Source organism: Microvirga arabica (assembly GCF_016811235.1).
GTDB classification, from domain to species: Bacteria; Pseudomonadota; Alphaproteobacteria; order Rhizobiales; family Beijerinckiaceae; genus Microvirga; species Microvirga arabica.
On the sequence record NZ_JAFBID010000045.1, the window covers coordinates 1 to 21368 of the forward strand.

16 protein-coding genes are annotated in these 21368 nt (G+C 65.0%); 12 read left to right on the top strand and 4 right to left on the bottom strand.

Going from position 1 to position 21368, the window contains the following annotated elements:
* Nucleotides 1-246 precede the first annotated feature (246 nt).
* The 4 genes from JQC81_RS19860 to JQC81_RS19875 all read left to right on the top strand — a co-directional run bounded on the left by JQC81_RS19860 (nt 247) and on the right by JQC81_RS19875 (nt 5377).
* Nucleotides 247-558, top strand: a complete 312-nt coding sequence (locus JQC81_RS19860) for a polyhydroxyalkanoic acid system family protein (RefSeq protein ID WP_203273514.1) — start codon at nt 247-249, stop codon at nt 556-558.
* A 192-nt stretch (nt 559-750) separates the two neighbouring features.
* Nucleotides 751-1968, top strand: a complete 1218-nt coding sequence (locus JQC81_RS19865; protein ID WP_203273515.1) for a glycosyltransferase — start codon at nt 751-753, stop codon at nt 1966-1968.
* Between the two features lie 6 nt (nt 1969-1974).
* The gene (glf, locus tag JQC81_RS19870; protein ID WP_203273516.1) at nt 1975-3129 is read left to right on the top strand and encodes a UDP-galactopyranose mutase; all 1155 of its coding nucleotides are present in this window, start codon (nt 1975-1977) and stop codon (nt 3127-3129) included.
* 76 nt (nt 3130-3205) lie between these two features.
* Nucleotides 3206-5377: an SDR family oxidoreductase gene (locus JQC81_RS19875; RefSeq protein ID WP_203273517.1), complete on the top strand. Its 2172-nt coding sequence runs from the start codon at nt 3206-3208 to the stop codon at nt 5375-5377.
* A gap of 121 nt (nt 5378-5498) precedes the next feature.
* Here JQC81_RS19875 and JQC81_RS19880 read toward each other — a convergent pair whose 3' ends face one another.
* The gene (locus JQC81_RS19880; protein WP_203273518.1) at nt 5499-8249 is read right to left on the bottom strand and encodes a glycoside hydrolase family 2 protein; all 2751 of its coding nucleotides are present in this window, start codon (nt 8247-8249) and stop codon (nt 5499-5501) included.
* 328 nt (nt 8250-8577) lie between these two features.
* Between JQC81_RS19880 and JQC81_RS19885 the strand changes: the two genes are divergently transcribed.
* From JQC81_RS19885 to JQC81_RS19910, 6 genes are all read left to right on the top strand, one after another.
* Nucleotides 8578-8868: a hypothetical protein gene (locus tag JQC81_RS19885; RefSeq protein WP_203273519.1), complete on the top strand. Its 291-nt coding sequence runs from the start codon at nt 8578-8580 to the stop codon at nt 8866-8868.
* A 197-nt stretch (nt 8869-9065) separates the two neighbouring features.
* Nucleotides 9066-11612, top strand: a complete 2547-nt coding sequence (locus tag JQC81_RS19890; protein ID WP_203273520.1) for a DUF3772 domain-containing protein — start codon at nt 9066-9068, stop codon at nt 11610-11612.
* A complete protein-coding gene (locus JQC81_RS19895; RefSeq protein WP_203273521.1) occupies nt 11609-12106 on the top strand; it encodes a CAP domain-containing protein in 498 nt (165 codons plus the stop codon). Before JQC81_RS19890 ends, JQC81_RS19895 begins: the two co-directional genes overlap by 4 nt.
* Before the next feature lie 134 nt (nt 12107-12240).
* Nucleotides 12241-14178 (top strand): ABC transporter ATP-binding protein/permease, encoded by a 1938-nt coding sequence (locus tag JQC81_RS19900; protein WP_203273522.1) that lies wholly within the window; start codon nt 12241-12243, stop codon nt 14176-14178.
* Between the two features lie 92 nt (nt 14179-14270).
* A complete protein-coding gene (locus tag JQC81_RS19905; RefSeq protein WP_203273523.1) occupies nt 14271-16064 on the top strand; it encodes a glucan ABC transporter ATP-binding protein/ permease in 1794 nt (597 codons plus the stop codon).
* The gene (locus JQC81_RS19910) at nt 16061-16930 is read left to right on the top strand and encodes an alpha/beta fold hydrolase (protein WP_203273524.1); all 870 of its coding nucleotides are present in this window, start codon (nt 16061-16063) and stop codon (nt 16928-16930) included. The genes JQC81_RS19905 and JQC81_RS19910 overlap by 4 nt, the downstream gene beginning before the upstream one ends.
* 144 nt (nt 16931-17074) lie before the next feature.
* On the opposite strand, the gene JQC81_RS19915 is transcribed toward JQC81_RS19910, so the two are convergent.
* From JQC81_RS19915 to JQC81_RS19925, 3 genes are read right to left on the bottom strand one after another with little or no spacing between them, the layout of a single operon-like run.
* Nucleotides 17075-18373: an HlyC/CorC family transporter gene (locus JQC81_RS19915; protein WP_203273525.1), complete on the bottom strand. Its 1299-nt coding sequence runs from the start codon at nt 18371-18373 to the stop codon at nt 17075-17077.
* A 4-nt stretch (nt 18374-18377) separates the two neighbouring features.
* Nucleotides 18378-19517, bottom strand: a complete 1140-nt coding sequence (gene aroB, locus JQC81_RS19920; protein WP_246520544.1) for a 3-dehydroquinate synthase — start codon at nt 19515-19517, stop codon at nt 18378-18380.
* Nucleotides 19514-20146: a shikimate kinase gene (locus tag JQC81_RS19925; RefSeq protein WP_203273526.1), complete on the bottom strand. Its 633-nt coding sequence runs from the start codon at nt 20144-20146 to the stop codon at nt 19514-19516. Before JQC81_RS19925 ends, aroB begins: the two co-directional genes overlap by 4 nt.
* 138 nt (nt 20147-20284) lie before the next feature.
* On the opposite strand from JQC81_RS19925, the gene JQC81_RS19930 reads away from it, so the two are divergent.
* Nucleotides 20285-20434, top strand: a complete 150-nt coding sequence (locus JQC81_RS19930) for a hypothetical protein (RefSeq protein WP_036358377.1) — start codon at nt 20285-20287, stop codon at nt 20432-20434.
* The gene (gene xerD / locus JQC81_RS19935; protein WP_203273527.1) at nt 20431-21363 is read left to right on the top strand and encodes a site-specific tyrosine recombinase XerD; all 933 of its coding nucleotides are present in this window, start codon (nt 20431-20433) and stop codon (nt 21361-21363) included. Before JQC81_RS19930 ends, xerD begins: the two co-directional genes overlap by 4 nt.
* The last annotated feature ends 5 nt before the right edge of the window (nt 21364-21368 follow it).

A 21368-nucleotide genomic window follows, 5' to 3' on the forward strand; every position in this document is an offset into this window, starting at 1 on the left:
ACCGACCAAAGCTTCTCCGCAATGATCTATCTCGCCGCCGCCGTCATCAATTCACGATGAATCCCCACAAGCCTTAGCGCATCGTGCGGAAAAGTGGATCCGGTTTTCCGCCCAACGATGCGCTATTTTAGGAACTGGAGCATCGAATTGGTCCCAAAAGTGCCTTCCACTTTTGGGTTCGATGCTCTAGCGACGGAACCGACATGGCACGGCTTCGCTTGTTCCAACAAAAAGCGGAGCACCCTTATGTCGAAGCCCCTCGTCGTTTCCATTCCACATAATCTTGGCCAAGCCGAAGCCATGCGGCGCCTGCAGGGCGGCATGGCGGGCGTGAAATCGCAATTCGGGGACAAGGTCGCGTCCATCCACGAAACCTGGAGCGGAAACAGGATGGACTTTCGCGTCGGCGCCATGGGCCAGAACGTCAGCGGCCATCTCGAAGTCATGCAGGATCAGGTGCGCGTCGAAGTTCAGTTGCCTTGGATACTTGCGATGGTTGCCGAGAAGGCAAAGACCTTTATCCAAAAGCAAGGAACGCTCTTGCTTGAAAAGAAGTGACGCCCACTATTCCCATGAATAGTCGTTCACGAAGATGAACGCAGATGGAACTAAACGGCATCATCTGCGTTGTAAAAACGATTGCGACCGCGACCCTTCGCCGGTGCGCTTCACTAAAGACATCGCTTTATTCGCCCGGACCGGGTTCTTCTGTCCGATCGTGACAACACACCTTTATCTGAGGTTCGCGCTATGCATGAGCGTTTGACGACGCAGTCCTATGCCCTTCGTTCGCCTATCAAAGCCGGTTCGGAAAAGCCCCTCCTCGTCTGTTTCTCGCACCTCCGCTGGGATTTCGTCTGGCAGCGTCCTCAACACCTTCTCAGCCGCGCCGCCAAGCATTACAACGTGCTGATCATCGAAGAGCCGATGTTCAAGGCCGGCGTGACGCCGCATATGGATGTGAGCGAGCGTCCGCAGGGCGTCACCATCGCGGTTCCCATGCTGCCCGAAGGCTTGTCTCACCAGGATGTCATCTCCGAGCAGCACGACCTCATCGAAGAGCTGATCGGCCGCGAGGCGACGAGCCCGCGTGTGTTCTGGTACTACACGCCGATGGCCATGGCCTTTACCAGCGATCTTGAGTGCGATCTGTGCATCTACGACAACATGGACGAGCTCTCGCTCTTCCGCGGCGCATCGCAGGAGCTTCTCGATCTGGAAAACGCCCTGTTCGCACGTTGCGATCTGGTCTTCACCGGCGGCATGAGCCTCTATGAGGCCAAGAAGAGCCGTCACCGGAGCGTTCACGGTTTTCCGTCCTCCATCGACTTCAATCATTTCTCGCAGGCCCGCTCGATCCATCAGGATCCCGAGGATCAGGCCAAGATCCCCCATCTCCGTCTCGGCTTCTTCGGTGTCGTCGACGAGCGCATGGATATCGACCTCCTGGCCGAGGTCGCCGATCTGAGGCCCGACTGGAATTTCGTCATGATCGGCCCGGTGGTGAAGATTGATCCCGCCAGCCTGCCGCAAGCGCCGAACATCCATTGGCTCGGCGGCAAGTCCTACAATGAGCTGCCGCATTATCTTGCCGGCTGGGATGTGGGCTTCATGAACTTCGCCCTCAACGAGGCGACGAAGTTCATCAGCCCCACCAAGACGCCCGAATTCCTGGCCGCCGGCGTTCCCGTTGTCTCGACGGCGATCACGGATGTGGTGCGCCCCTATGGTGAAAAGGGCCTCGTCGAGATCGCCAGGAACGCCAAGGAGGTGGTCACCAAGGTCGAGACCATTCTGGCACGGCCGAAGGATTCCTGGCTTGCCAGGGTGGACCGGCACCTCGCTGCCGGCTCCTGGGACAAGACTTGGGGCGCCATGCACAAGCTGATGCTGGACTCCATGGGCGATGCCGCCACGGATCGTCCCGCCTCGTCCCTTCCCGTCTATGCCACCACGCCTGCGGAGTGATTTGGAATGTATGATTGGCTGATTGTCGGCGCCGGCTTTGCGGGGAGTGTTCTGGCTGAACGTCTTGCGGGCGAGCGCAACGAGCGCGTCCTTCTCATCGATCGCCGTCCTCATATCGGCGGCAACGCCTATGACCGGTACGACGATGACGGGCTGCTGATCCACCAGTATGGGCCGCATATCTTCCACACCAATTCCAAGCAGATCTTCGACTATCTCTCCCGCTTCACCGAATGGCGCTTCTACGAGCACCGGGTGCTCGCGGAAGTGGACGGCATGCTCGTGCCGATCCCGATCAATCTCGATACGGTCAACAAGCTCTACGGCCTGAACCTCACCTCCGAGCAATTGCAGGACTGGTTCGCCGAGCGCGCTGAGACGATTGGCGAGATCAAGACGTCGGAAGACGTGGTGGTCTCGGTGGTCGGTCGCGAGCTCTACGAAAAGTTCTTCCGGGGCTATACCCGCAAGCAATGGGGCCTCGATCCGTCCGAGCTCGACAAGTCCGTAACGTCGCGCGTGCCGACCCGCACCAACCGGGACGACCGCTACTTCACGGACGAGTTCCAGTTCATGCCGAAGCACGGCTACACGCGGATGTTCGAGAAGATGGTCGGCCATCCGAACATCGACATCATGACGCAGACCGAATACGACGACGTCAAGAATGTCATTCCGCATCGCCGTGTGATCTATTGCGGGCCGATCGACGAGTACTTCAATTTCCAGTTCGGCAAGCTGCCCTACCGTTCCCTGCGCTTCGAGCATGTGACGCTCGACAAGGCCTGGCACCAGCCCGTTGGCGTGGTGAACTTCCCGCAGACGAACGATTACACCCGCGTCACGGAATACAAGCACCTGACGGGTCAGGAACACGCCAAGACGGCGCTCACCTACGAGTATCCGTCGGCCGAAGGCGACCCCTACTATCCGATCCCGAAGGCCGAGAACCAGGAGCTCTTCAAGAAATACGAGCGTCTGGCGCTCGCCACCCCCGACGTGTGGTTCGTGGGTCGTCTGGCGACCTACCGCTACTACAACATGGACCAGATCGTCGGCCAGGCACTCGCCACCTTCCGACGCATCAACGAGTCCCTGCCGGTCGGAGCTGACACGTCCGCCGTCAAGGTCATGTCGTCGCCCGCAGGACTGGTTTCGTAATCAACTGAAAAAACATCGAACAATCCGCGCTAAGAATTGTTGGTGAACGCTTAGTAAAATAGCTCGGAGTTGTATGATGAAGCGATCACTAGAGCTTTGGGGCGGTTTGGAATGTACTGTCGCAAGAGTAGGCGACGACTACCGCGACCAAAGCCTGGAGACCGGTTATCACGATCGAATCGAGGATCTCGATCGCATCGCTGAGCTCGGAATCCGCACGCTCCGTCATCCGGTGCTCTGGGAGAAGATCTCTCCCGAGAGCCCGGACCGGACGGACTTCTCCTGGCACGATACGCGCCTGAAGCGCCTGCAAGAGCTGAACATCCGCGCCATCGCGGGGCTGTGCCATCACGGCAGCGGCCCTCGCTACACCCACATGCTCGATCCCGCATGGCCCGAGCTTCTGGCGCGCCACGCCGCCCATGTGGCTGAGCGCTATCCCCATCTCGATCTCTACACCCCGGTCAACGAGCCCCTCACTACGGCGCGGTTCTCGGGACTCTACGGCCACTGGTATCCGCACGGCACGAGCCTGGAGACGTTTCTCAAGATCCTCGTGAACGAATGCAAGGCCACCGTCCTGTCCATGCGCGCCATCCGCAGGGTGCGCTCCGACGCGCAGCTCGTGCAGACGGACGACATGGGCAAGACCTTCTCGACGCCGACCCTCGCCTATCAGGCCGAGCACGAGAACCAGCGCCGTTTCCTGAGCTTCGATCTTTTGTGCGGCATGGTCGACCGGGATCATCCCTGGTGGGACAAGTTCATCGCGAGCGGCGTTGCGCAGGCCGATCTCGAACTCTTCCTTGAGGCGGATGCTGCGCCCGACATCATCGGCATCAACCACTATCTCACCAGCGAGCGCTACCTCGACGAGCGCATGCGCCGTTATCCCGAGCACCATTGGGGCGGCAACGGTAGACACCAATATGCCGATGCCGAAGCGGTTCGCATGCCGTTGCCGGCTGCGGATCTCGGCCCCGCCGCCCGCTTGCGGGAGGTGTGGGAACGCTACCGGCGGCCCATCGCCGTCACGGAGGCTCATCACGGCAGCACCCGCGACGACCAGCTCCGCTGGCTCATGGAGGTGTGGAACGACGTCAACACGCTCCGTGACGAGGGCGCCGACATTCGCGCCGTCACCGTCTGGTCCCTTTACGGAGCAGTGGACTGGAACAGCCTTCTCACCCGCCGCAACGGCTTCTACGAGCCGGGTCCGTTCGACGTTCGCGCTCCCGTGCCCCGGCGCACGGCCCTGGCGCATGCCGCCGAGGCGCTGGCCAAGACCGGCACCTTCGATCACCCGGTGCTCGATCGTGCCGGCTGGTGGAAGCGCGACATCCGCTTCTACAAGCCGCCGGCACGGCAATCGAAATCCTGCTGGCTGGCCGACGAGCCGCGCCAGCTTCTGATCACGGGTGCCACGGGAACCTTAGGTCGCGCCTATTCGCGCCTGTGCGATTTCCGCGGCCTCAATCACGCTCTTCTCTCGCGCCAGGACATGGATATTGCCGATGCCAAGAGCGTTGCCGAGGCCCTGAAATGCCACCGACCTTGGGCGGTGATCAACACGGCCGGCTATGTGCGCGTCGCGGACGCCGAGAACGACCGGACGGCCTGCTTCCGCGAGAACACCAAGGGCGCCGAAATCCTCGCGCAGGTCTGTGCCGATCTCGGCATCAAGCTCGTGACCTTCTCGTCCGATCTTGTCTTCGACGGCACTCTCGAGAGACCGTATGTGGAGAGCGACGCGGTCAACCCGACCACGGTTTATGGCGAGAGCAAAGCCGAGGCGGAGCGCCGGGTGGCGGAGGCTCACGACAACGCGCTCATCCTGCGCACGAGCGCCTTCTTCGGCCCGTGGGACCGCTACAACTTCGTCTGGTCCATCCTCAACACCTTAAGCAAGGGAGAAGGCCTGGAGGCGAGCCTCGATGTGGTGTCGCCAACTTACGTGCCCGATCTGGTGAACACCTCCCTCGATCTGCTGATCGATGGCGGCACGGGCATCTGGCACATGGCCAATATCAGCGAGACCTCCTGGCGGGATCTTGCCGCCATGGCGGCCGAGCGCGCGGGCTTCGATCCCGCCCTCGTCACCGATGCGGGCGATGGGCCGGCGCTCAACACGGCCCTGTCGACCGAGCGCGGCGTTCTCATGCCGCACCTCGAGAGCGCTCTCGACCGCTATTTCATCGACAACGAGGTCGAGTGGTCGGAGAACATGATGAAGGTGGCGGCCGAGTAACCATCCCCATTCTGATGATGCTCAAAAGGCCGGCCTCGTGCCGGCCTTTTCCATATGGGGCGCAAAGAAAAGGGCGGCGCAGACATCTCTGCACCGCCCTTCTTGCATGATGTAAAGCGCGTTACGCCGCCGCTTCCGCGGCCCGCACCGCCTCCTCGAGGCGGGCCGCCCGCGACTCGACCGCAAGTTCCACCAAGGCATCCGTAAGCATCGTGGCGGTCGGATCGGCCATCGGTGCATCCCGGAGAATGCGCAGGGTCGAAGCGACCAAACGGCCGCGTCCGTAGGAGCGCTCGACGCCGAGCGCCACCGGCTTGTGGATCCAGCCGACCACGAGGCCGGCGAAGACGCGCGCCTGGAAGTCGAGCAGGTTGCAGCCCGAGATCACATAATCCGGCAGCACCCGGTCCATGGTCTCGTCGAGCAGCGGCCCGGAGGGGAAGCGGGCGAAGTGGCCCGAACGCCGCAGCCAGCCGAACGACGACGCCCAGTCGCCCGACCACAGCGTGCCGTGACGGGCCTGCACCTTCACCGCCTGCCAGTGCGGGAAGAACGGGTAGAGGCTCATGTCGCTTTCCGGCAGCAGCAGGAGCTTGGCGCCGGCGCGCACATGATCGGCAATCGCCTTGTTGTGCGTGCGGGCGACGATGAGGGTCGATTCCTCAAAGGCGCGGGCTAGGGTGTAGCCGAGAGCCCGAAAATGCTCGCGGATGTCCTCGTCCGGCGACCACACGAGCTCCCGCGCGTGGACCGGCCGGCCGCGCTTGGGATGGATCGCGATGTCGTGGTGGTTATGCGCGATCACGCGACCATCGGCGCTGCGAAGATCGAAATTGATCCGCCGCAGGGAGGGCTCGTCCATCTGAGGCAGCTCGATCTCGATGCGACCCAGGTCGAGCACATCCGGCGCCTCGATGCGGGGCAGTGGCAGTGTCTGGCTCTCGCCGGCGACCGTGACCTCCAGCCGGCAATCTTCCAGAACGGGGCCCGCCCCGTGCGCCACCGCCAGTTCCAGGGCGACCGTTTCGCCGGACCAGTAGGAGGCACGCTCCCATTTGGGCACGATGACCGTGTCCGAATTGACGATGGGAAAGAGTTCGTGGAACACGCGCGTGTTGCGGCGCATGTCGAGCAGCCCGTTCGATTCCCAATGGCAGTCGTGCAGCTCGGTGATCACGTAGCCGGCGAGGCTGGGCTTGCGCCGCATCGCTTCGATTTCATACTTCAGCGCGCGGAACTGCTGCCATTGGGCTGCGATCACGAACCGGCGCAGGTCGCCGAAGACCCGGTCCAGGCTCCAGTCCGAGAAGCGGTTCTCGACGCCATGGGCGTACATCACGCCCTCGCCCCAATCGTGCCCGGTCTCGAACCACCAGGGCTCCTCGCCCTTCTCGTCGCGCAGGTCCTTCGGATAGGGCAGGCCCCAGTTGCCGAACTCGGAGCACATGAGCGGCTCGCGGCCGGTGATCACCGCATCGCCATGGGGCGAGTAGAGCCAGGAGGCACGGCCCGACAACTCGTCGACGAACTGGTCCCACTGGTCCCGGTGATCGGGATAGGCGGCGTAGAAGTGATAATCCGCGATGTCGGATTCCACATGGAAGCTCGGCGCGAGCGGCGAGTTGTCGACCACGAGGCGCGTGGGATCGTAGGCCTTCAGCCACGCGAAAGTGCGCTTGAGCCAGTCGCGGTGATCCGCATCGTTGACGAGGTCGACGCCCCAGTTCTCGTTGATGATCGTCCAGATGATGATGGAGGGGTGGTTGCCGTCGCGGTCGACGATGCCCTTCAGGAGCTTTTCCTTGCGGCCGCGCGAGCGGTCGGTGGCCATGCCGCCGTTGGGCAGCTCCGTCCAGATGAGCAGGCCCATCCGGTCCGCCACCTCGTAGTAGCGCGGATCGGCCGCCTTGATGTGGCAGCGCAGGCAGTTGAGGCCCATCTCCTTCGCCTTGCGGAACTGGTCCTCCAGGAACTCCACCGACGGCACGGTGCAGATCGTGTCCGGGTAGTAATCCTGATCGAGCGCGGAGCGAATGTAGAGCGGCTCGCCGTTGAGATAGAACTTGCCGTTGCGGGTCTCGATGGAGCGGAAGCCGAAATTGTCCGCGATCTCGTCCTTCACCTCGCCGTCGCGGATGAGTTCCAGGGTGATCCGATACAGGTTCGGATGATCGGGCGACCAGGCGCGCACGTCGTCGAGGGTGAACTCGAACGGCATCGAGGTGACGCCCACCTGCGTCTCATGCATCTCGTCGAGCACCACATCGCCCGACGGATCCGTCACCCGAATGCGGATCTGCGTCGCGTCGGTGAGCGGACGGGCGAAGAACACGCCCGAGGTCACGCGGCCGGTGGTCAGGTTGGGCACGAGGCGCACGCGGCTCATGTGGTCCGGGATGCGGCGCTCGAGAAAGACCGACTGCCAGATGCCCGAGAGGGGGCCGTACCAGCTCTGCTTGCCGAACGGGATCTCGGCGAAAGGCGAGTCCGGAAACTCGGCCGGGTTGTCGGTGGGGCTGTCGACCCGGACCTTGATCTCGTTCGCACCGGGCTTGAGGTAGGGCGTCACGTCGAAGGAGAACGGCAGGAAACCGCCCTCGTTGTGCCCCACGGCCTCGCCGTTCACGAAAACCTTGGTGTTGTGGAAGACCGCGCCGAAGCGGATCCACACGCTGTCGTGGAGCCACTCCTCCTGCACGTCGATGGTTCGGCGATAGATGCCGATGCCGGCCCGCATGCGCAGGTCCGCGAACTGGGCCTGCCAAGGACTGGGCACCGTGATCTGGCGAACCTCCGCCGGGCCAGCGAGACGGTCGTCGGCCACATGCAAAAATTCCCAAGTCCCGTCCAGACTGATGCGATTGTCCAGCATGATCTCTCCTTGAATCAGAGATTACCCAAGGGTCTCGAAAACGGCGAAAACATGGCTGAGAGCAGCCCGGCGAGGGCTGTGGCCCACCCTGCGACACCTCGCGCACGCCCGCTTGCTCGACCCACCGGCCCCTCGTCTCTGACCGTGATTGGCGGCCCGTGTCGGACAACGGGAAAAAGCTTCATTGGATCCAGCGTGCGAAGGTGCATGAAGCCCCGAACGGCTAAGATCGAATCCGGCAGGAACCGCCACTCCCATCTGGCGTTGCCCTGATAACGCCGAGCCTTACAGCTCGCCCGACAGACATCATCATTGAAAGAGGCTGGAGATGGCTCAATTGATCCCCGACGATCGCACCCGGCAGGGAGGCTCCGGCCGCCCGGTTCTGGGCGTCCTGATCGGTTCGCTCCTGCTGCTTGCGGTTGCCGTTGGCGGTTACATGATCTGGGTTGGATCGACCTCGCCCGACGATCCCGGCACGGATGCCGCCCGGTCGCAGACCACGGGCTCCACGACCGGCTCGTCCGATGCCAATCCGACCAACCGGATCGCGCCCGAGAACCCGGCCTATCCGGCGCCGAACGCGCAGCCCTCGGCCAATCCGGCGCCGCAGCAGTAACGCATCTGCCCTAAAGGCAGCCGGGGAGGCCATGCGCCTCCCCGGCTTTTTTGTTGCGCCCGGTCTGCCCTGCGGCGAGTTTTCGCCGTAATGATTCGCGAAGAACCGGTCCGCTCACGCTTCGTGCGAAAACGGAACCGGCAGAATGGGAGCATGGGGCAGACCCAGGCTCAGGGCATGCGATAGGGTTGGACCGAATGACGAGTATTGGCCTCAAGCGGCTTTTCGGGGCCGCCATGATCGTGCTGGCGGCAGCAGCCGGCGGCACCGCTGACGCACAGCAGGCGCAGCCGGCTCCCAACTCGCAGACACCGGCACCGGCTCAACCGCAGCCTCAGCCTCAGCCCCAGACCGCTGCAGCACCCGCTCCCGCCAGCATTTCGGCGGAAACCAGAGCCGCCCGCGCCAAGCTCGACGGCTACAAGGCCGATATCGAGCAGAAGGAGGCGGCCGTCCAAGCCCGGACCATGTCCGATACGGACCTGCAGGCCATCCGCCAGCAGATCGAGCCGATCATCGCGGATATCCGCACCGTGGTGGAGGAGCAGACGCCCCGGCTCGACGCCAGCCGGCAGCGCCTCAGCCAGCTTGGGCCCAAGCCCGAGAAGGGTCAGCCCGAGGAAAGCCCTGACGTGGCCCGCGACCGCGCGGAGCGCGAGGCCGCCGTGGCGGAGCTCGACGAAACCCAGCGCCTCGGACGCGCCCTGCTGGTGCAGGCCGAGCAGCTGAGCACGCAAATCGGGGATCTGCGCCGGACGGGCTTCACCCGCGCCCTGTTCGAGCAGAGCGACGGCCTGCTCAGCCCGAGCCTCTGGATGAGCGTGGTGCAGGCCGTGCCGCGGGAGCTCCGGGCGCTCGGCATCGTTAGCGGGGATGCCCTTGAGCAGTTGCGGCGCAACACGTCCCTCGGGGTCCTGCTCCTTCTCGGGCTGGCCATCGGCGTGGCGATTGCGCTCTATGTCGGCCGGCGCTCCATCGCCCCGCGTCTCGTGCGGCGCGACCGGGCCATCAGCGATCCGTCGCGCCGCAGCCGCCTCCTGGCGGCGCTCGGCGTCCTGGTTCTCGGGGCGGGCCCGGCCATTGCCGGCAGCTGGGTCGTCTGGGTTGCCTTCGATTCCGTCGATATCGTGCCGTCCCGGCTGGAGCAGGTGGGCAAGGCGATGCTCAGCGGGCTTGCCTTCATCGCCTTCGTGCGCGCCCTGATCGACGCCATCCTGGCGCCGGACCACACGTCGTGGCGGCTGATCCCGGTGCGGGACGCTTCCGCCGATCGGATCATGAGCTTCTCCGTCACCCTTGCAACCGTCATGGTCGCGGGCAAGGTGATCGAGGCCTTCAACAAGGCCATCGCGGCGGCGCTGCCGATCACGGTGATCACACGCGCGGTCTTCGCGCTGGCGGCCGCTCTCATCTTCGCCGAGCTGCTGCGGCGGTTCGCGGCCCGCGAGTCTCAGGACGAAGCCTGCCTCGGGCCTTACGTGCCGCAGGAGGTCGATATCGGCGGCCCCCTGCGCAGCCTCGGCTGGTTCATCGTCGCGCTGATCATCGGCAGCGTGGTGGGCGGCTATATCGCGCTGGCGTCCTTCCTGGTCGATCAGGCGGTGGGCATTTCCATCATCATCGCCCTGCTGGTGCTGGGCATCGCCTTCGCGGACGAGTTCATCGGCGGCTCCCTGCGCGGCCAGAGCCGGATCGCCACGACCCTGCAGGCCAATACGGGCCTGCGCCGCCGCTCGCTGGAGCAGATCGGCATTCTGGTGAGCGGCGTTGCCCGCCTCGCGCTCATCATCGTCGCGGCCCTGCTCGTGCTGCTGCCCTGGGGCATCGAATCGACCGACGTGACGGGCTCGCTGCGGGCGCTCTTCTTCGGCTTCAACGTCGGCGACGTCACCATCTCCCTGTCGTCGATCCTCATTGCGGCGGCGCTGTTCGCAGGGGGCTTCGCGGTCACGCGGATTATCCAGCGCTGGCTCAACAACACGTTCCTGCCGGCGACCGAACTCGATGCGGGCCTGCGCAACTCGATCAGCACGGCGGCGGGGTATGTGGGCATCATCGTCGCGGGCGTAATGGCCTTCACCTATCTGGGCCTGAGCCTCGAGCGGGTAACCATCGTGGCCGGTGCGCTCTCGGTCGGTATCGGTTTCGGCCTGCAATCCATCGTCAACAACTTCATCTCAGGGCTCATCCTGCTCTGGGAGCGCCCGATCCGCGTCGGCGACCTCGTGGTCGTGGGCGATGGCGAGGGTTATGTGCGCCGGATCAACGTGCGTTCCACGGAGATCCAGGCCTTCGACCGCTCGACAATTATCGTGCCGAACTCAAACCTGATTTCCGGCATCGTGCGCAACCGGGTGCGCAACGACCGCGTCGGCCGCGTGCTCGTGTCGGTTCCGGTGCCCCGCGCGTCCGATCCAGATCAGGTGGCGGAGATCATGCGCAAGGCGGCTCTCGCCCACCGCGAGGTGATGAGCGAACCCAATCCGCGCGTGCTGTTCAAGAAGGTGACGGAGAACACCATCGATTTCGACCTCGTCTGCTTCGTCGACGACATCGATGCGGCGGGCCGCGTGTCGAGCGAACTCTATTTCGAGATCTTCCGCGGCCTGCGCAAAGCCGGCATCGGGTCTCCGGCGCCCGCGCCGGCTCCCGAGCCTGAGGAGGAACGGGGTGACAAAGCTCCCAAGGCTGAGGAAAAAGAGGATGAAGCCTTAACCCTTCTCAAGGATAAGACGCCCGCATGAAGCGTCTCATCCTCATCAGCCTGTCCGGTCTCGCCCTGGCCGCCTGCCAGAGCGAGAAGCCCGTCACCCGCAGTCAGACCCCGAGCTTCTACGTCTCCATGGCCAAGGCCGGAGCCGAGGTGGATGCCGTGATGGCGCGCGACATGATCAGCGCCTATCGCGGCAACAACGGCCTGCGCCCGCTGACGCTCGATCCCGATCTCCAGGCGGCCGCACAGGCGGAGGCCGACGCCATGGCGCGGGCCGACAAACCGAGCTCCGCAGAGAGCTTCAAGGCGCGGCTTGCCTCCACGGGCTTCGCCCAGCCGGCCGCAAACCTCTCCGCCGGCTACCACACCCTGGCGGAAGCCTTCTCCGGCTGGCGCGAGAGCCCGCAGCACAACCGGGTGCTTCTCGACTCGAGGGCCACCCGCATCGGCATCGCCACGGCTTACGCGCCGAACTCCAAGTACAAGGTTTATTGGGCTCTGGCTGTCGCGTCCGACAGACGCTGACTGCATGCGGCTACCCCGATCGGACAGGTCCGGAACTTAACATATGTGAGCGGGCTTTAGCTTGAGGAACTCTCAAGCTGTACGAGTGCGCGTTTTGTAACATGCCGGACTTCGACCCGAAATTGGGCAGGCAAGTGCCCCCGCCGCCGGCGACAGGACGCGAGCAGGAAGTCGGTCCCGGCCAGGACAACACGCTGGCCAAGGAAGCGAAGAAAGCGGCCGCGCACGAGCCCGATCCCCAGCACCCTGACGATGCCATCTCGGAGGCGAAACCCAGCATCGGCCGGGAACTCTACGCGCTCTTCCGCGACATGCTCCGGGGCCGCAAGGGCTGGCCCATGCTGCGGCTGTCCGTGGCCATCCTCGTGGTCCTCATCGGCAACATGTTCGGCCAGGTGCGGCTCAATCAGTGGAACGGCGCCTTCTTCGACGCGGTGGAGAAGCGCGCCACCGGCGCGTTCTTCGATCAGCTCCTCGTCTTCCTGGTCATTGTCGCCGTTCTGCTGGCCCTGGTGGTGGCGCAGACCTGGCTGCAGGAGCGCCTCAAGATCCGCCTGCGGCAGCGCCTCACGCAGGTGCTGCTCGACCTCTGGCTCCGGCCGAACCACGCCTATCAGCTGGGCTTCATGGGCAAGAGCGGCTCGCAGCCCGATCAGCGCATGCAGGAGGATTGCCGCCTGTTCTCCGAACTCTCGACGGAGCTCGGGGTCGGCATGCTCCAGGCGCTGCTGCTGCTGGTCAGCTTCATCGGTGTGCTCTGGGGCCTGTCGAGCCCCGTCACCTTCACGATTGCCGGCAACGCCATCACGATTCCCGGCTACATGGTGTGGGTGGCCGTGGGCTATGCGGGCATCGGGTCGGGCCTCACCTGGCTCGTCGGCCGGCCGCTGATCCGGCTCAACACGGAGCGCTATGCCCGCGAGGCCGATCTGCGCTTCGCGCTCGTGCGCGTCAACGAGAGCGCCGAGAGCGTTGCGCTCTACAACGGCGAGCCGGACGAGCGCCGCAGCCTGGACGATTTCGTCGAGGCCGTGCTGAAGGCCTCGCGGCGGCTCTCCGGCGGCTTGGCCCGGCTCACCTGGATCACATCGGGCTACGGCTGGCTCGCCATCGTGGTGCCGATCCTGGCGGCTGCGCCCGACTATTTCGCCGGGCGCCTCTCCTTCGGCGAGATGATGATGGTGGTGGGCGCCTTCAATCAGGTGCAGTCGGCCCTGCGCTACTTCGTCGACAACTTCCCGAAGATCGCCGACTGGCGCTCGGCGGTGCTGCGTGTGGCCACGTTCCGGCAGGCGGCCCTCGACCTTGATGAAGTCGCGGCCGAGAACCGCCGCATCGACATCGCCCCGCACCCCAAAGGCTGGCTCAGCTTCGAGGGCGTGTCGATTGCCCTCAACGACGGCAGCATCCTGATCGAGGACGCGACCGCAGAGATCAAACCCGGCGAGCGCGTGCTGATCATGGGGGAATCGGGCGCCGGCAAGAGCACGCTCTTCCGCGCCATCTCCGGCCTCTGGCCCTGGGGTTCCGGCAAGGTCCGCGTTCCGAAACCTGAAGAGATGATGTTCCTGCCGCAGCGCCCCTATCTGCCGCTGGGAACCTTGCGGGCCGCGATCAGCTATCCGACCTCGCCCGACACCTTCGACGACAGCGACGTACGGGCGGCGCTGGAGCGCTGCGGCCTCGGCGAGTTCCTGGACATGCTCGACCGGCACGAGCGCTGGGACCGCACCCTATCGCTTGGCCAGCAGCAGCGGGTGGCCTTCGCCCGGGTGATCCTGCACAAGCCGTGCTGGGTGTTCATGGACGAAGCGACCTCCGCCTTGGATGAGGACAACCAGGCCTCCATGCTGGCGCTGTTCGAAAACGAGCTGAAGGGCGCAAGCGTGCTCTCCATCGGACACCGGCCGGGATTGGAGGAGTTCCACACCCGCACGCTGCACATCCGCAAGACCAGCGAGGGCGCCATTCTTCTGACAAGGCCGGCACGTGCGGCGAAGCCGAAGCTGGGACCGAAATGGATCGGCCGCTTCCGACGCAAGCTGCGGCCGTCCCAAGTGCAGGAGGGATGACACGATGCGATGGCAGGCTCCGGAGACGCGCAACTCTCTATCGTGAGCGGAGTTTCCGTCCTAAGATCCGTTTCCTTCGTAGAGTAATCTTCATGCGGTTGATCAGGCTCTACATCCGCGTTCTCGGCCAGCTCGGGTCCGATCTCCGAGTCGGCGCTTTGCTTGCATTGGCCAATGTGGCTCTGGCGATTTCCGCCTTCGCCGAGCCGATCCTGTTCGGCCGCATCATCGACGTGCTCACCCGCGGGCAGCTGCCGAACACGCCGCCTGTGACCTTTGGCGTCCTGACGCCGCTTATCCTCGCCTGGGTAGCCTTCGGCATGTTCTCCATCGGGGCAGGCGCCCTCGTGGCCCTGCACGCGGACCGGCTCGCCCATCGTCGCCGCCTCGCCGTGGTGGCGAATTACTTCGAGCATGTGCTCGAACTGCCGCTTGCCTTTCACACCTCGACCCATTCGGGCCGCGTCCTGAAGGTGATGCTGGAAGGCTCGGGCAGCATGTCCTGGCTCTGGCTCGGCTTCTTCCGCGAGCACATGTCGGCGCTGATCGCCCTTGTGGTGCTGCTGCCCCTCACCGTGTTCCTGAACTGGCGCCTCGGGCTCCTGCTCGTTGCGCTCGTCAGCGTGTTCGCTGTGCTGACCGCCATCGTCCTGCGCAAGACCGAAACCCTGCAGGGCTCCGTCGAGCGCTACCATTCGAGCCTTGCCGAGCATGCCTCGGATGCGCTCGGCAACGTGCCGGTGATCCAGTCCTTCACCCGCGTCGAGGCCGAGACCCGTTCGCTCAGAACCATCATCCAGCAACTGCTCCAGGCGCAGAATCCGGTTCTGTCCTGGTGGGCGCTGGCGGCAGTGGCGTCGCGGGCGTCCGCCACCATTACGGTGACTGCGATCTTCCTGCTCGGCACGTGGCTGCACCTGAACGGGCTCGCCACCATCGGCGAGATCGTCATGTTCATGAGCATGGCCACAATGCTGATCGGGCGGCTCGAGCAGGCCGTGAGCTTCATCAACCAGCTCTTCATGCAGGCGCCGAAGCTGCAGGAGTTCTTCGAGATCCTCGACACGGCACCGGTGGTGCACGACCGGCCCAATGCCAAGGATGTGGAGCGCTACACGGGCGACGTGGTCTTCGACAATGTGAGCTTCTCCTATGACGGTAAGCGCTCGGCCGTGCAGGATGTGTCCTTCACGGTGCATGAGGGCGAGAACGTCGCGCTGGTGGGCGCCACCGGCTCCGGCAAGTCGACCACGCTCGGCCTCCTGCACCGCGCCTTCGATCCGCAATCGGGCTGCATCCGCATCGATGGGCTCGACATTCGCGACGTCACCCTGTCGTCCCTTCGCCGCAACATCGGCGTGGTGTTCCAGGAGCCCATGCTGTTTGCCCGCACCATCCGCGAGAACCTGCAGGTGGGCCGGCCCGACGCGACCGATGCGGAGATGATCGAGGCCCTGGAACGGGCGCAGGCCATCGAGTTCATCTCCCGGCAGGCCGATGGCCTCGACACGGTGATTGGCGAGCGCGGCCGCTCCCTGTCCGGCGGCGAGCGCCAGCGCCTGTCGATCGCCCGTGCGTTGCTCAAGAACCCGCCGATCCTGATTCTCGACGAGGCGACGAGCGCTCTCGATGCCGCCACCGAGCGCAAGCTGCAGATGGCGCTCGACGAGGTGATGAAGGGGCGCACCACCTTCGTCATCGCCCACCGGCTCGCCACGATCCGCAACGCCAACCGCATTCTCGTGTTCGATCAGGGCCGCGTCATCGAAAGCGGCACCTTCGACGAGCTTGTGGCCAAGGGCGGACGGTTCGCGGACCTTGCCAGGGCGCAGTTCATGGCTCCCGAGGAGCCGCCGAAGCGCGTGAAGGTATCGGCGCACGCATGAGCCAGGACTTCGATCCCAGCACGCCCGGCAATCGCCACCCCACCAACGGCATCACGCTTCATGCCGTCGAGGCAGGGCCGGAGGATGGCCCCCTCGTCATTCTGCTGCATGGTTTCCCTGAGTTCTGGTGGGGCTGGCGCTATCAGATCGGGCCGCTCGCTGACGCGGGCTTTCGCGTGCTCGTGCCAGACCAGCGCGGCTACAACCTCAGCGACAAGCCGGATGGCCGGCGGGCTTACGATCTCGACATCCTGGCTGGTGACATCGTGGGCCTTGCCGATGCTCTTGGCCGGCAGAATTTTTCACTCGTCGGTCATGACTGGGGCGGGCTCGCGGCCTGGTGGGCGGCTTCGCGCCATCCGGATCGCGTGGAGAAGCTCGCCATCCTCAACGCGCCGCATCCGAACGTGGCCGGCGCCTACATGCGTTCGCATCCGAGCCAGATGGTGCGAAGCCTCTATGTGGGCTTCTTCCAGATCCCGTTCCTGCCCGAGACGATGCTCTCGGCCAACGGCCACCGCAGTCTCAAGGATGCGCTCCGGCGCACGAGCCGTCCTGGCACGTTCTCGGATGCGGATATCGCCGCTTACGAGAAAGCATGGTCGCAGCCCGGCGCCCTCACGGCCATGCTGAACTGGTATCGCGCCCTGCCGTTCAAGCCCAGCATGAGGGACGCTGCGGTTCGCGCACCGACTCTCGTGATCTGGGGCAGCAAGGATCAATTTCTGGAGAAAGGGCTGGCGGAGGCGAGCCTTTCGTTATGCGAGAAAGGCAGAATCCGCTGGATCGAGAGCGCAAGCCATTGGGTTCAGCATGAAGAGCCCGAGGCGGTCAACGCGGCGCTGGTGGAGTTTCTGAAGGCTTAGCAGATCAACCTCTGGCCTCATCCTGAGGAGCAGCGCAGCTGCGTCTCGAAGGAGGCTCCAGAGAGCACTGGAAACGCCCTCGTCCTTCGAGACGCTACGCTCCTCAGGATGAGGGCTCAGGGATGAGGCTTAGAGATGTCAGAATCACTCCGCCCTTGGCCGCACCAGCGACAGCGGCGTGATCCTGAGCGCCATGATCCGGTTGCGCGACTTGCGCAGCACCTGGAAGCGGAAGCCGTGGAAGGTGAAGATCTGGCCCGTGTCGGGAATGGCCTGCGCCTCGTGGATCACGAGGCCTGCGATGGTGGTGGCCTCCTCGTCCGGCAGGTTCCAGTCCATGGCGCGGTTGAGGTCGCGGATCGGCACGCCTCCGTCCACATTCACCGAGCCGTTGGGCTGCGGCCGCACGCCCTGCACGGAGAGATCGTGCTCGTCCTTGATGTCGCCGACGATCTCCTCGAGGATGTCTTCGAGGGTAATCAGCCCCATCACCTCGCCGTATTCGTCGACCACCAGGGCGAAGTGCGTCTTCTTCGCGAGAAAGGCCTTGAGCTGATCGCGCAGCGACGTGGTGTCGGGCACGAACCAAGTCTCCAGCGCAATCGCCTCGACCTTCAGCTTGCTCGCATCGCCGCCCACCGCATCAAGCGCCCGCAGCAGGTCCTTGGCGTGCAACACGCCGACGATGTTCTCCTGGCTCTCGCGCCACAGCGGCATGCGCGTATAGGGCGAGGACAGCACCTCGCGCACGATCTCCTCGGATGAGAGATCCGCATTGATCGTGCGCATCTTGGTGCGGTGGACCATGACCTCGGAGACGCTCAGGTCCTTGAGGTCGAGCAGGCCGCCCAGCATGTCGCGGTCGGACTTGGCGACGCCGCCCTCCTTGTGCAGCAGGGCCACCTGGCCGCGGATCTCCTCACTGGCTGAAAGGATCGGCGTGTTCTCGCCGATCCGGATGCCGAAGGGCCGCAGCATGAGGCGCACCATGCGCTCGATGGCGATGGCAAGGGGCCCTAGGATCGCCACGACCCAGGACATGGGCCGCGAGAGAAACAGGGACGCCTGGTCCGAGAAGGAAATGGCGATGGTCTTCGGCAGCACCTCGGCGAACACGATCACCAGGATCGACATGATCACCGTGGCGTAGATCGCGCCCTCGTCGCCGAAGAGCGCTACCAGCACGCTCGTGGCGAAGGCGGAGACGCCGATATTGACGATGTTGTTGCCGATCAGCACCGTGCCGATGAAGCGCTCGCGCATTTCGAGCAGGCGGTTCACCAGCTTGGCGCGCCGGTCGCCACCCTTCTCCAGCACAAGCATGCGGGAGCGGGAGGCGGCCGTGAAGGCCGTCTCGCTCGCCGAGAAGAAGGCCGAGAGCAGAAGGCAGAAAACGACGACCGCCGCTGCAAGCCAAAGATTGCCGGATGATTCTTCGACCATGACTTTATGCGCTGATCTCGCCTGCAAGGAACGTGCGAATCTCGTCGGCCGCGATGCCCGGCGCGATGAAGCTCCGGCCGATGCCCCGGGCCAGGATGAAGGTCAGGGCGCCGCCCTTGACCTTCTTGTCCTGCGCCATGGCGTCGAGCAGCGCGTCGACCGTGCCGCAGCCGCCCGGAACCTGGGACAGGCGCGTGGGAAGCCCGGCGGCTTTCAGATGCGCCTCGACGCGCTCCGCGTCCGCCGGCGGGCACAGGTCGAGGGAGGCGGAGAAGCGGAAGGCTTGGCAAAGCCCGATGGCGACGCCCTCGCCATGGACGAGACGCGTGGAATCGTAGGCCGTGATTTTTTCCAGCGCGTGGCCGAAGGTATGGCCCAGATTGAGCAGCGCCCGGTCGCCGTTCTCGTGCTCGTCGCGCACCACCACGGCGGCCTTGGCGCGGCAGCTCTGCGCCACGGCTTCGTCGCGCTCAGGGCTGCCGGCGAAAACACCCTGCCAGTTCGCCTCGCACCAGGAAAAGAACCGTTCATCGTCGATGAGGCCATACTTCACCACCTCGGCATAGCCCGCGCGCATCTCGCGGATCGGCAGCGAGTCGAGCAGTGCCGTGTCGGCGATGACGAGGCTCGGCTGGTGAAACGCGCCGACAAGGTTCTTGCCGTGGCGCGAATTGATGCCGGTCTTGCCGCCCACCGAGGAATCGACCTGGGACAGCAGAGTGGTGGGCACCTGGACGAAGCGCACGCCCCGGCGCACCACCGCGGCGGCAAAACCCGCAAGATCCCCGATCACGCCGCCGCCGAGCGCCACCACAAGGTCGCCGCGCTCGATCTTCGCCGCCAGCACCGCATCGCAGACCCGCTCCAGGCTGGCATAGGATTTGGTGGCCTCGCCGGGAGGCAGGGTGGTCACGGAGACGCGCAACCCTTGCGCTTCAAGCGAAGCCGCCAGAGTCGCGGCATAGAGCGGTTCCACATGCTCGTCGGTCACGATGGCAGCGGCGCGGGCGCCCAGAGCCGCAATGCGCGCGCCTGCGGACTCGATCAGGCCGCGCCCGACCAGGATCTCATAAGCTCTATCGCCGAGAGGAACCGGCACGGTGATCAGGGACGGGTTGTCCATCCGGACGGAGGCGGAGGTCATGTGCGGGCGCTCTCCTGCCTGCCGTGCTCGAGCCAGGACCGCAGGGCCTTGATGAGTTCGGTCACCACCTTGTCGTGCGGGGCTTCGTGGGAATCGACCGTGATGTCGGCCGTGGCATAGACCGGGTGGCGCAACTCCATGAGGCGGCGCATGGTGCCCTCGGGATCCGGGTTCTGCAGCAGGGGGCGGGTCGCGCGCTTTCGCACCCGGCGCATGAGAACGTCGAGATCGGCCTTGAGCCAGATCGAGATGCCGCGCTCGGCGATCCGCCCGCGGGTCTCCGCGTTCATGAAGGCGCCGCCGCCCGTGGCCAGCACGATGGGGCCCTCCTGCAGGAGCCGGGCGATCACGCGGCGCTCGCCATCGCGAAAGTGCTCCTCGCCGTGAACGGCGAAGATTTCGGGGATCGTCATGCCGGCCGCGGCCTCGATCTCGTGATCGGCGTCACGGAAGGGCAGCTTGAGCGACTGCGCGAGCCTGCGGCCCACGGTGCTCTTCCCGGCGCCCATGAGGCCGACGAGCACGAGCGATCGCGTGCCGAGCAGGCGGCTGATGGGATGGCCGCGCTGGCTTGCCTGGTCTTGCCCGCCAGCTTCATCGAGCGAGTTGAAGCGGCTGATTTTGTTCATGGCTCCATGTCCTAGCACGGGCGCGGCGGCCTGTCACAAGGGCGTTACCTTCTGGTCCTGCGAAACTTAACCGATGTGAGGGACTTGCCTTCCGGGCCCTGGCATGGTTCTAGCGGGTTAACACTTCAAGAGGCTCAGGTGCCCACGCTGTTTCGGTTTCTCCTCGTCGTCGCCATTCTCGCAGGCCTTGGCTTTGCCGCCATGTTCGCCCTGGCGACCCTTGTCGATCCCGACCCGCGGGAGATCAGCGTTCCGGTCCAGACCAGCCGCCCGCCTTCCTCTTCATGAGCGGCGCCCGCCACGCCAGCCTCTTCCTCGACATGCTTGCCGCCGAGCGCGGCGCCTCCAAGAACACGCTCGATGCCTATCGGCGCGATCTTGACGATTACCTGAGCTTCCTCGCCGAGGCGGGCGCCCAACCCGACAGCGCGACCTCCGCCACCATCCGGGGCTTCATGGCGAGCCTGGAGGAGCGGGGCCTGAAGGCGTCCTCTGCCGCCCGCCGGCTCTCGGCCGTGCGCCAGTTCCACAAATTCCTCTACGTGGAGGGCTATGCCCCGGCCGACCCGACGGCCGCCGTGTCGGCGCCCAAACGGGGCAGGGCTCTGCCGAAGGTTCTCTCCGTCGCCGAGGTCGACCGCCTGCTGCAGGTGGCCTCCGAGGGGATTGCCTATCCTCAGGCCACCCCGCCCGAGCGCCTGCGGGCCGCCCGCATGACCTGCCTGCTGGAGCTTCTCTACGCCACGGGCCTGCGCGTGTCCGAGCTGATCGCCCTGCCCAAAAGCGCCGCCAAGACCCGCGACCGCTTTCTCGTGGTGCGCGGCAAGGGCGCCAAGGAGCGGCTGGTGCCGCTCACCGATGCGGCGAAGGACGCAGCCAACACCTATCTCGCCCTCCTGGAGGAGCAGAAAAAGGCCACCGGCCCTTGGCTGTTCCCGGCCGACAGCGAAAGCGGCCACCTGACTCGCCAGGCCTTTGCCCGCGACCTGAAGGCGGTGGCCGGCGCGGCAGGGCTTCGCGCCGACAAGGTCAGCCCCCACGTGCTCCGCCACGCCTTTGCCAGCCACCTGCTCCAGAACGGAGCGGACCTGCGCGTGGTGCAGGAGCTTCTGGGCCATTCCGACATCTCGACCACGCAGATCTACACCCACGTGCTGGATGAGCGCCTGAAGAGCATGGTGCGGGATCTGCACCCGCTGGCGGAGGGCGGGAGTTAAACCCT

Bases quoted from the DNA above. Each gene is read 5' to 3' on its own strand.
- JQC81_RS19880 (WP_203273518.1), bottom strand. From the start codon at position 8,249: ATGCTGGACAATCGCATCAGTCTGGACGGGACTTGGGAATTTTTGCAT.
- xerD (WP_203273527.1), top strand. From the start codon at position 20,431: ATGAGCGGCGCCCGCCACGCCAGCCTCTTCCTCGACATGCTTGCCGCC.
- JQC81_RS19865 (WP_203273515.1), top strand. From the start codon at position 751: ATGCATGAGCGTTTGACGACGCAGTCCTATGCCCTTCGTTCGCCTATC.
- JQC81_RS19905 (WP_203273523.1), top strand. From the start codon at position 14,271: ATGCGGTTGATCAGGCTCTACATCCGCGTTCTCGGCCAGCTCGGGTCC.
- glf (WP_203273516.1), top strand. From the start codon at position 1,975: ATGTATGATTGGCTGATTGTCGGCGCCGGCTTTGCGGGGAGTGTTCTG.
- JQC81_RS19915 (WP_203273525.1), bottom strand. From the start codon at position 18,373: ATGGTCGAAGAATCATCCGGCAATCTTTGGCTTGCAGCGGCGGTCGTC.
- aroB (WP_246520544.1), bottom strand. From the start codon at position 19,517: ATGACCTCCGCCTCCGTCCGGATGGACAACCCGTCCCTGATCACCGTG.
- JQC81_RS19875 (WP_203273517.1), top strand. From the start codon at position 3,206: ATGAAGCGATCACTAGAGCTTTGGGGCGGTTTGGAATGTACTGTCGCA.
- JQC81_RS19890 (WP_203273520.1), top strand. From the start codon at position 9,066: ATGACGAGTATTGGCCTCAAGCGGCTTTTCGGGGCCGCCATGATCGTG.
- JQC81_RS19910 (WP_203273524.1), top strand. From the start codon at position 16,061: ATGAGCCAGGACTTCGATCCCAGCACGCCCGGCAATCGCCACCCCACC.
- JQC81_RS19895 (WP_203273521.1), top strand. From the start codon at position 11,609: ATGAAGCGTCTCATCCTCATCAGCCTGTCCGGTCTCGCCCTGGCCGCC.
- JQC81_RS19860 (WP_203273514.1), top strand. From the start codon at position 247: ATGTCGAAGCCCCTCGTCGTTTCCATTCCACATAATCTTGGCCAAGCC.
- JQC81_RS19925 (WP_203273526.1), bottom strand. From the start codon at position 20,146: ATGAACAAAATCAGCCGCTTCAACTCGCTCGATGAAGCTGGCGGGCAA.
- JQC81_RS19885 (WP_203273519.1), top strand. From the start codon at position 8,578: ATGGCTCAATTGATCCCCGACGATCGCACCCGGCAGGGAGGCTCCGGC.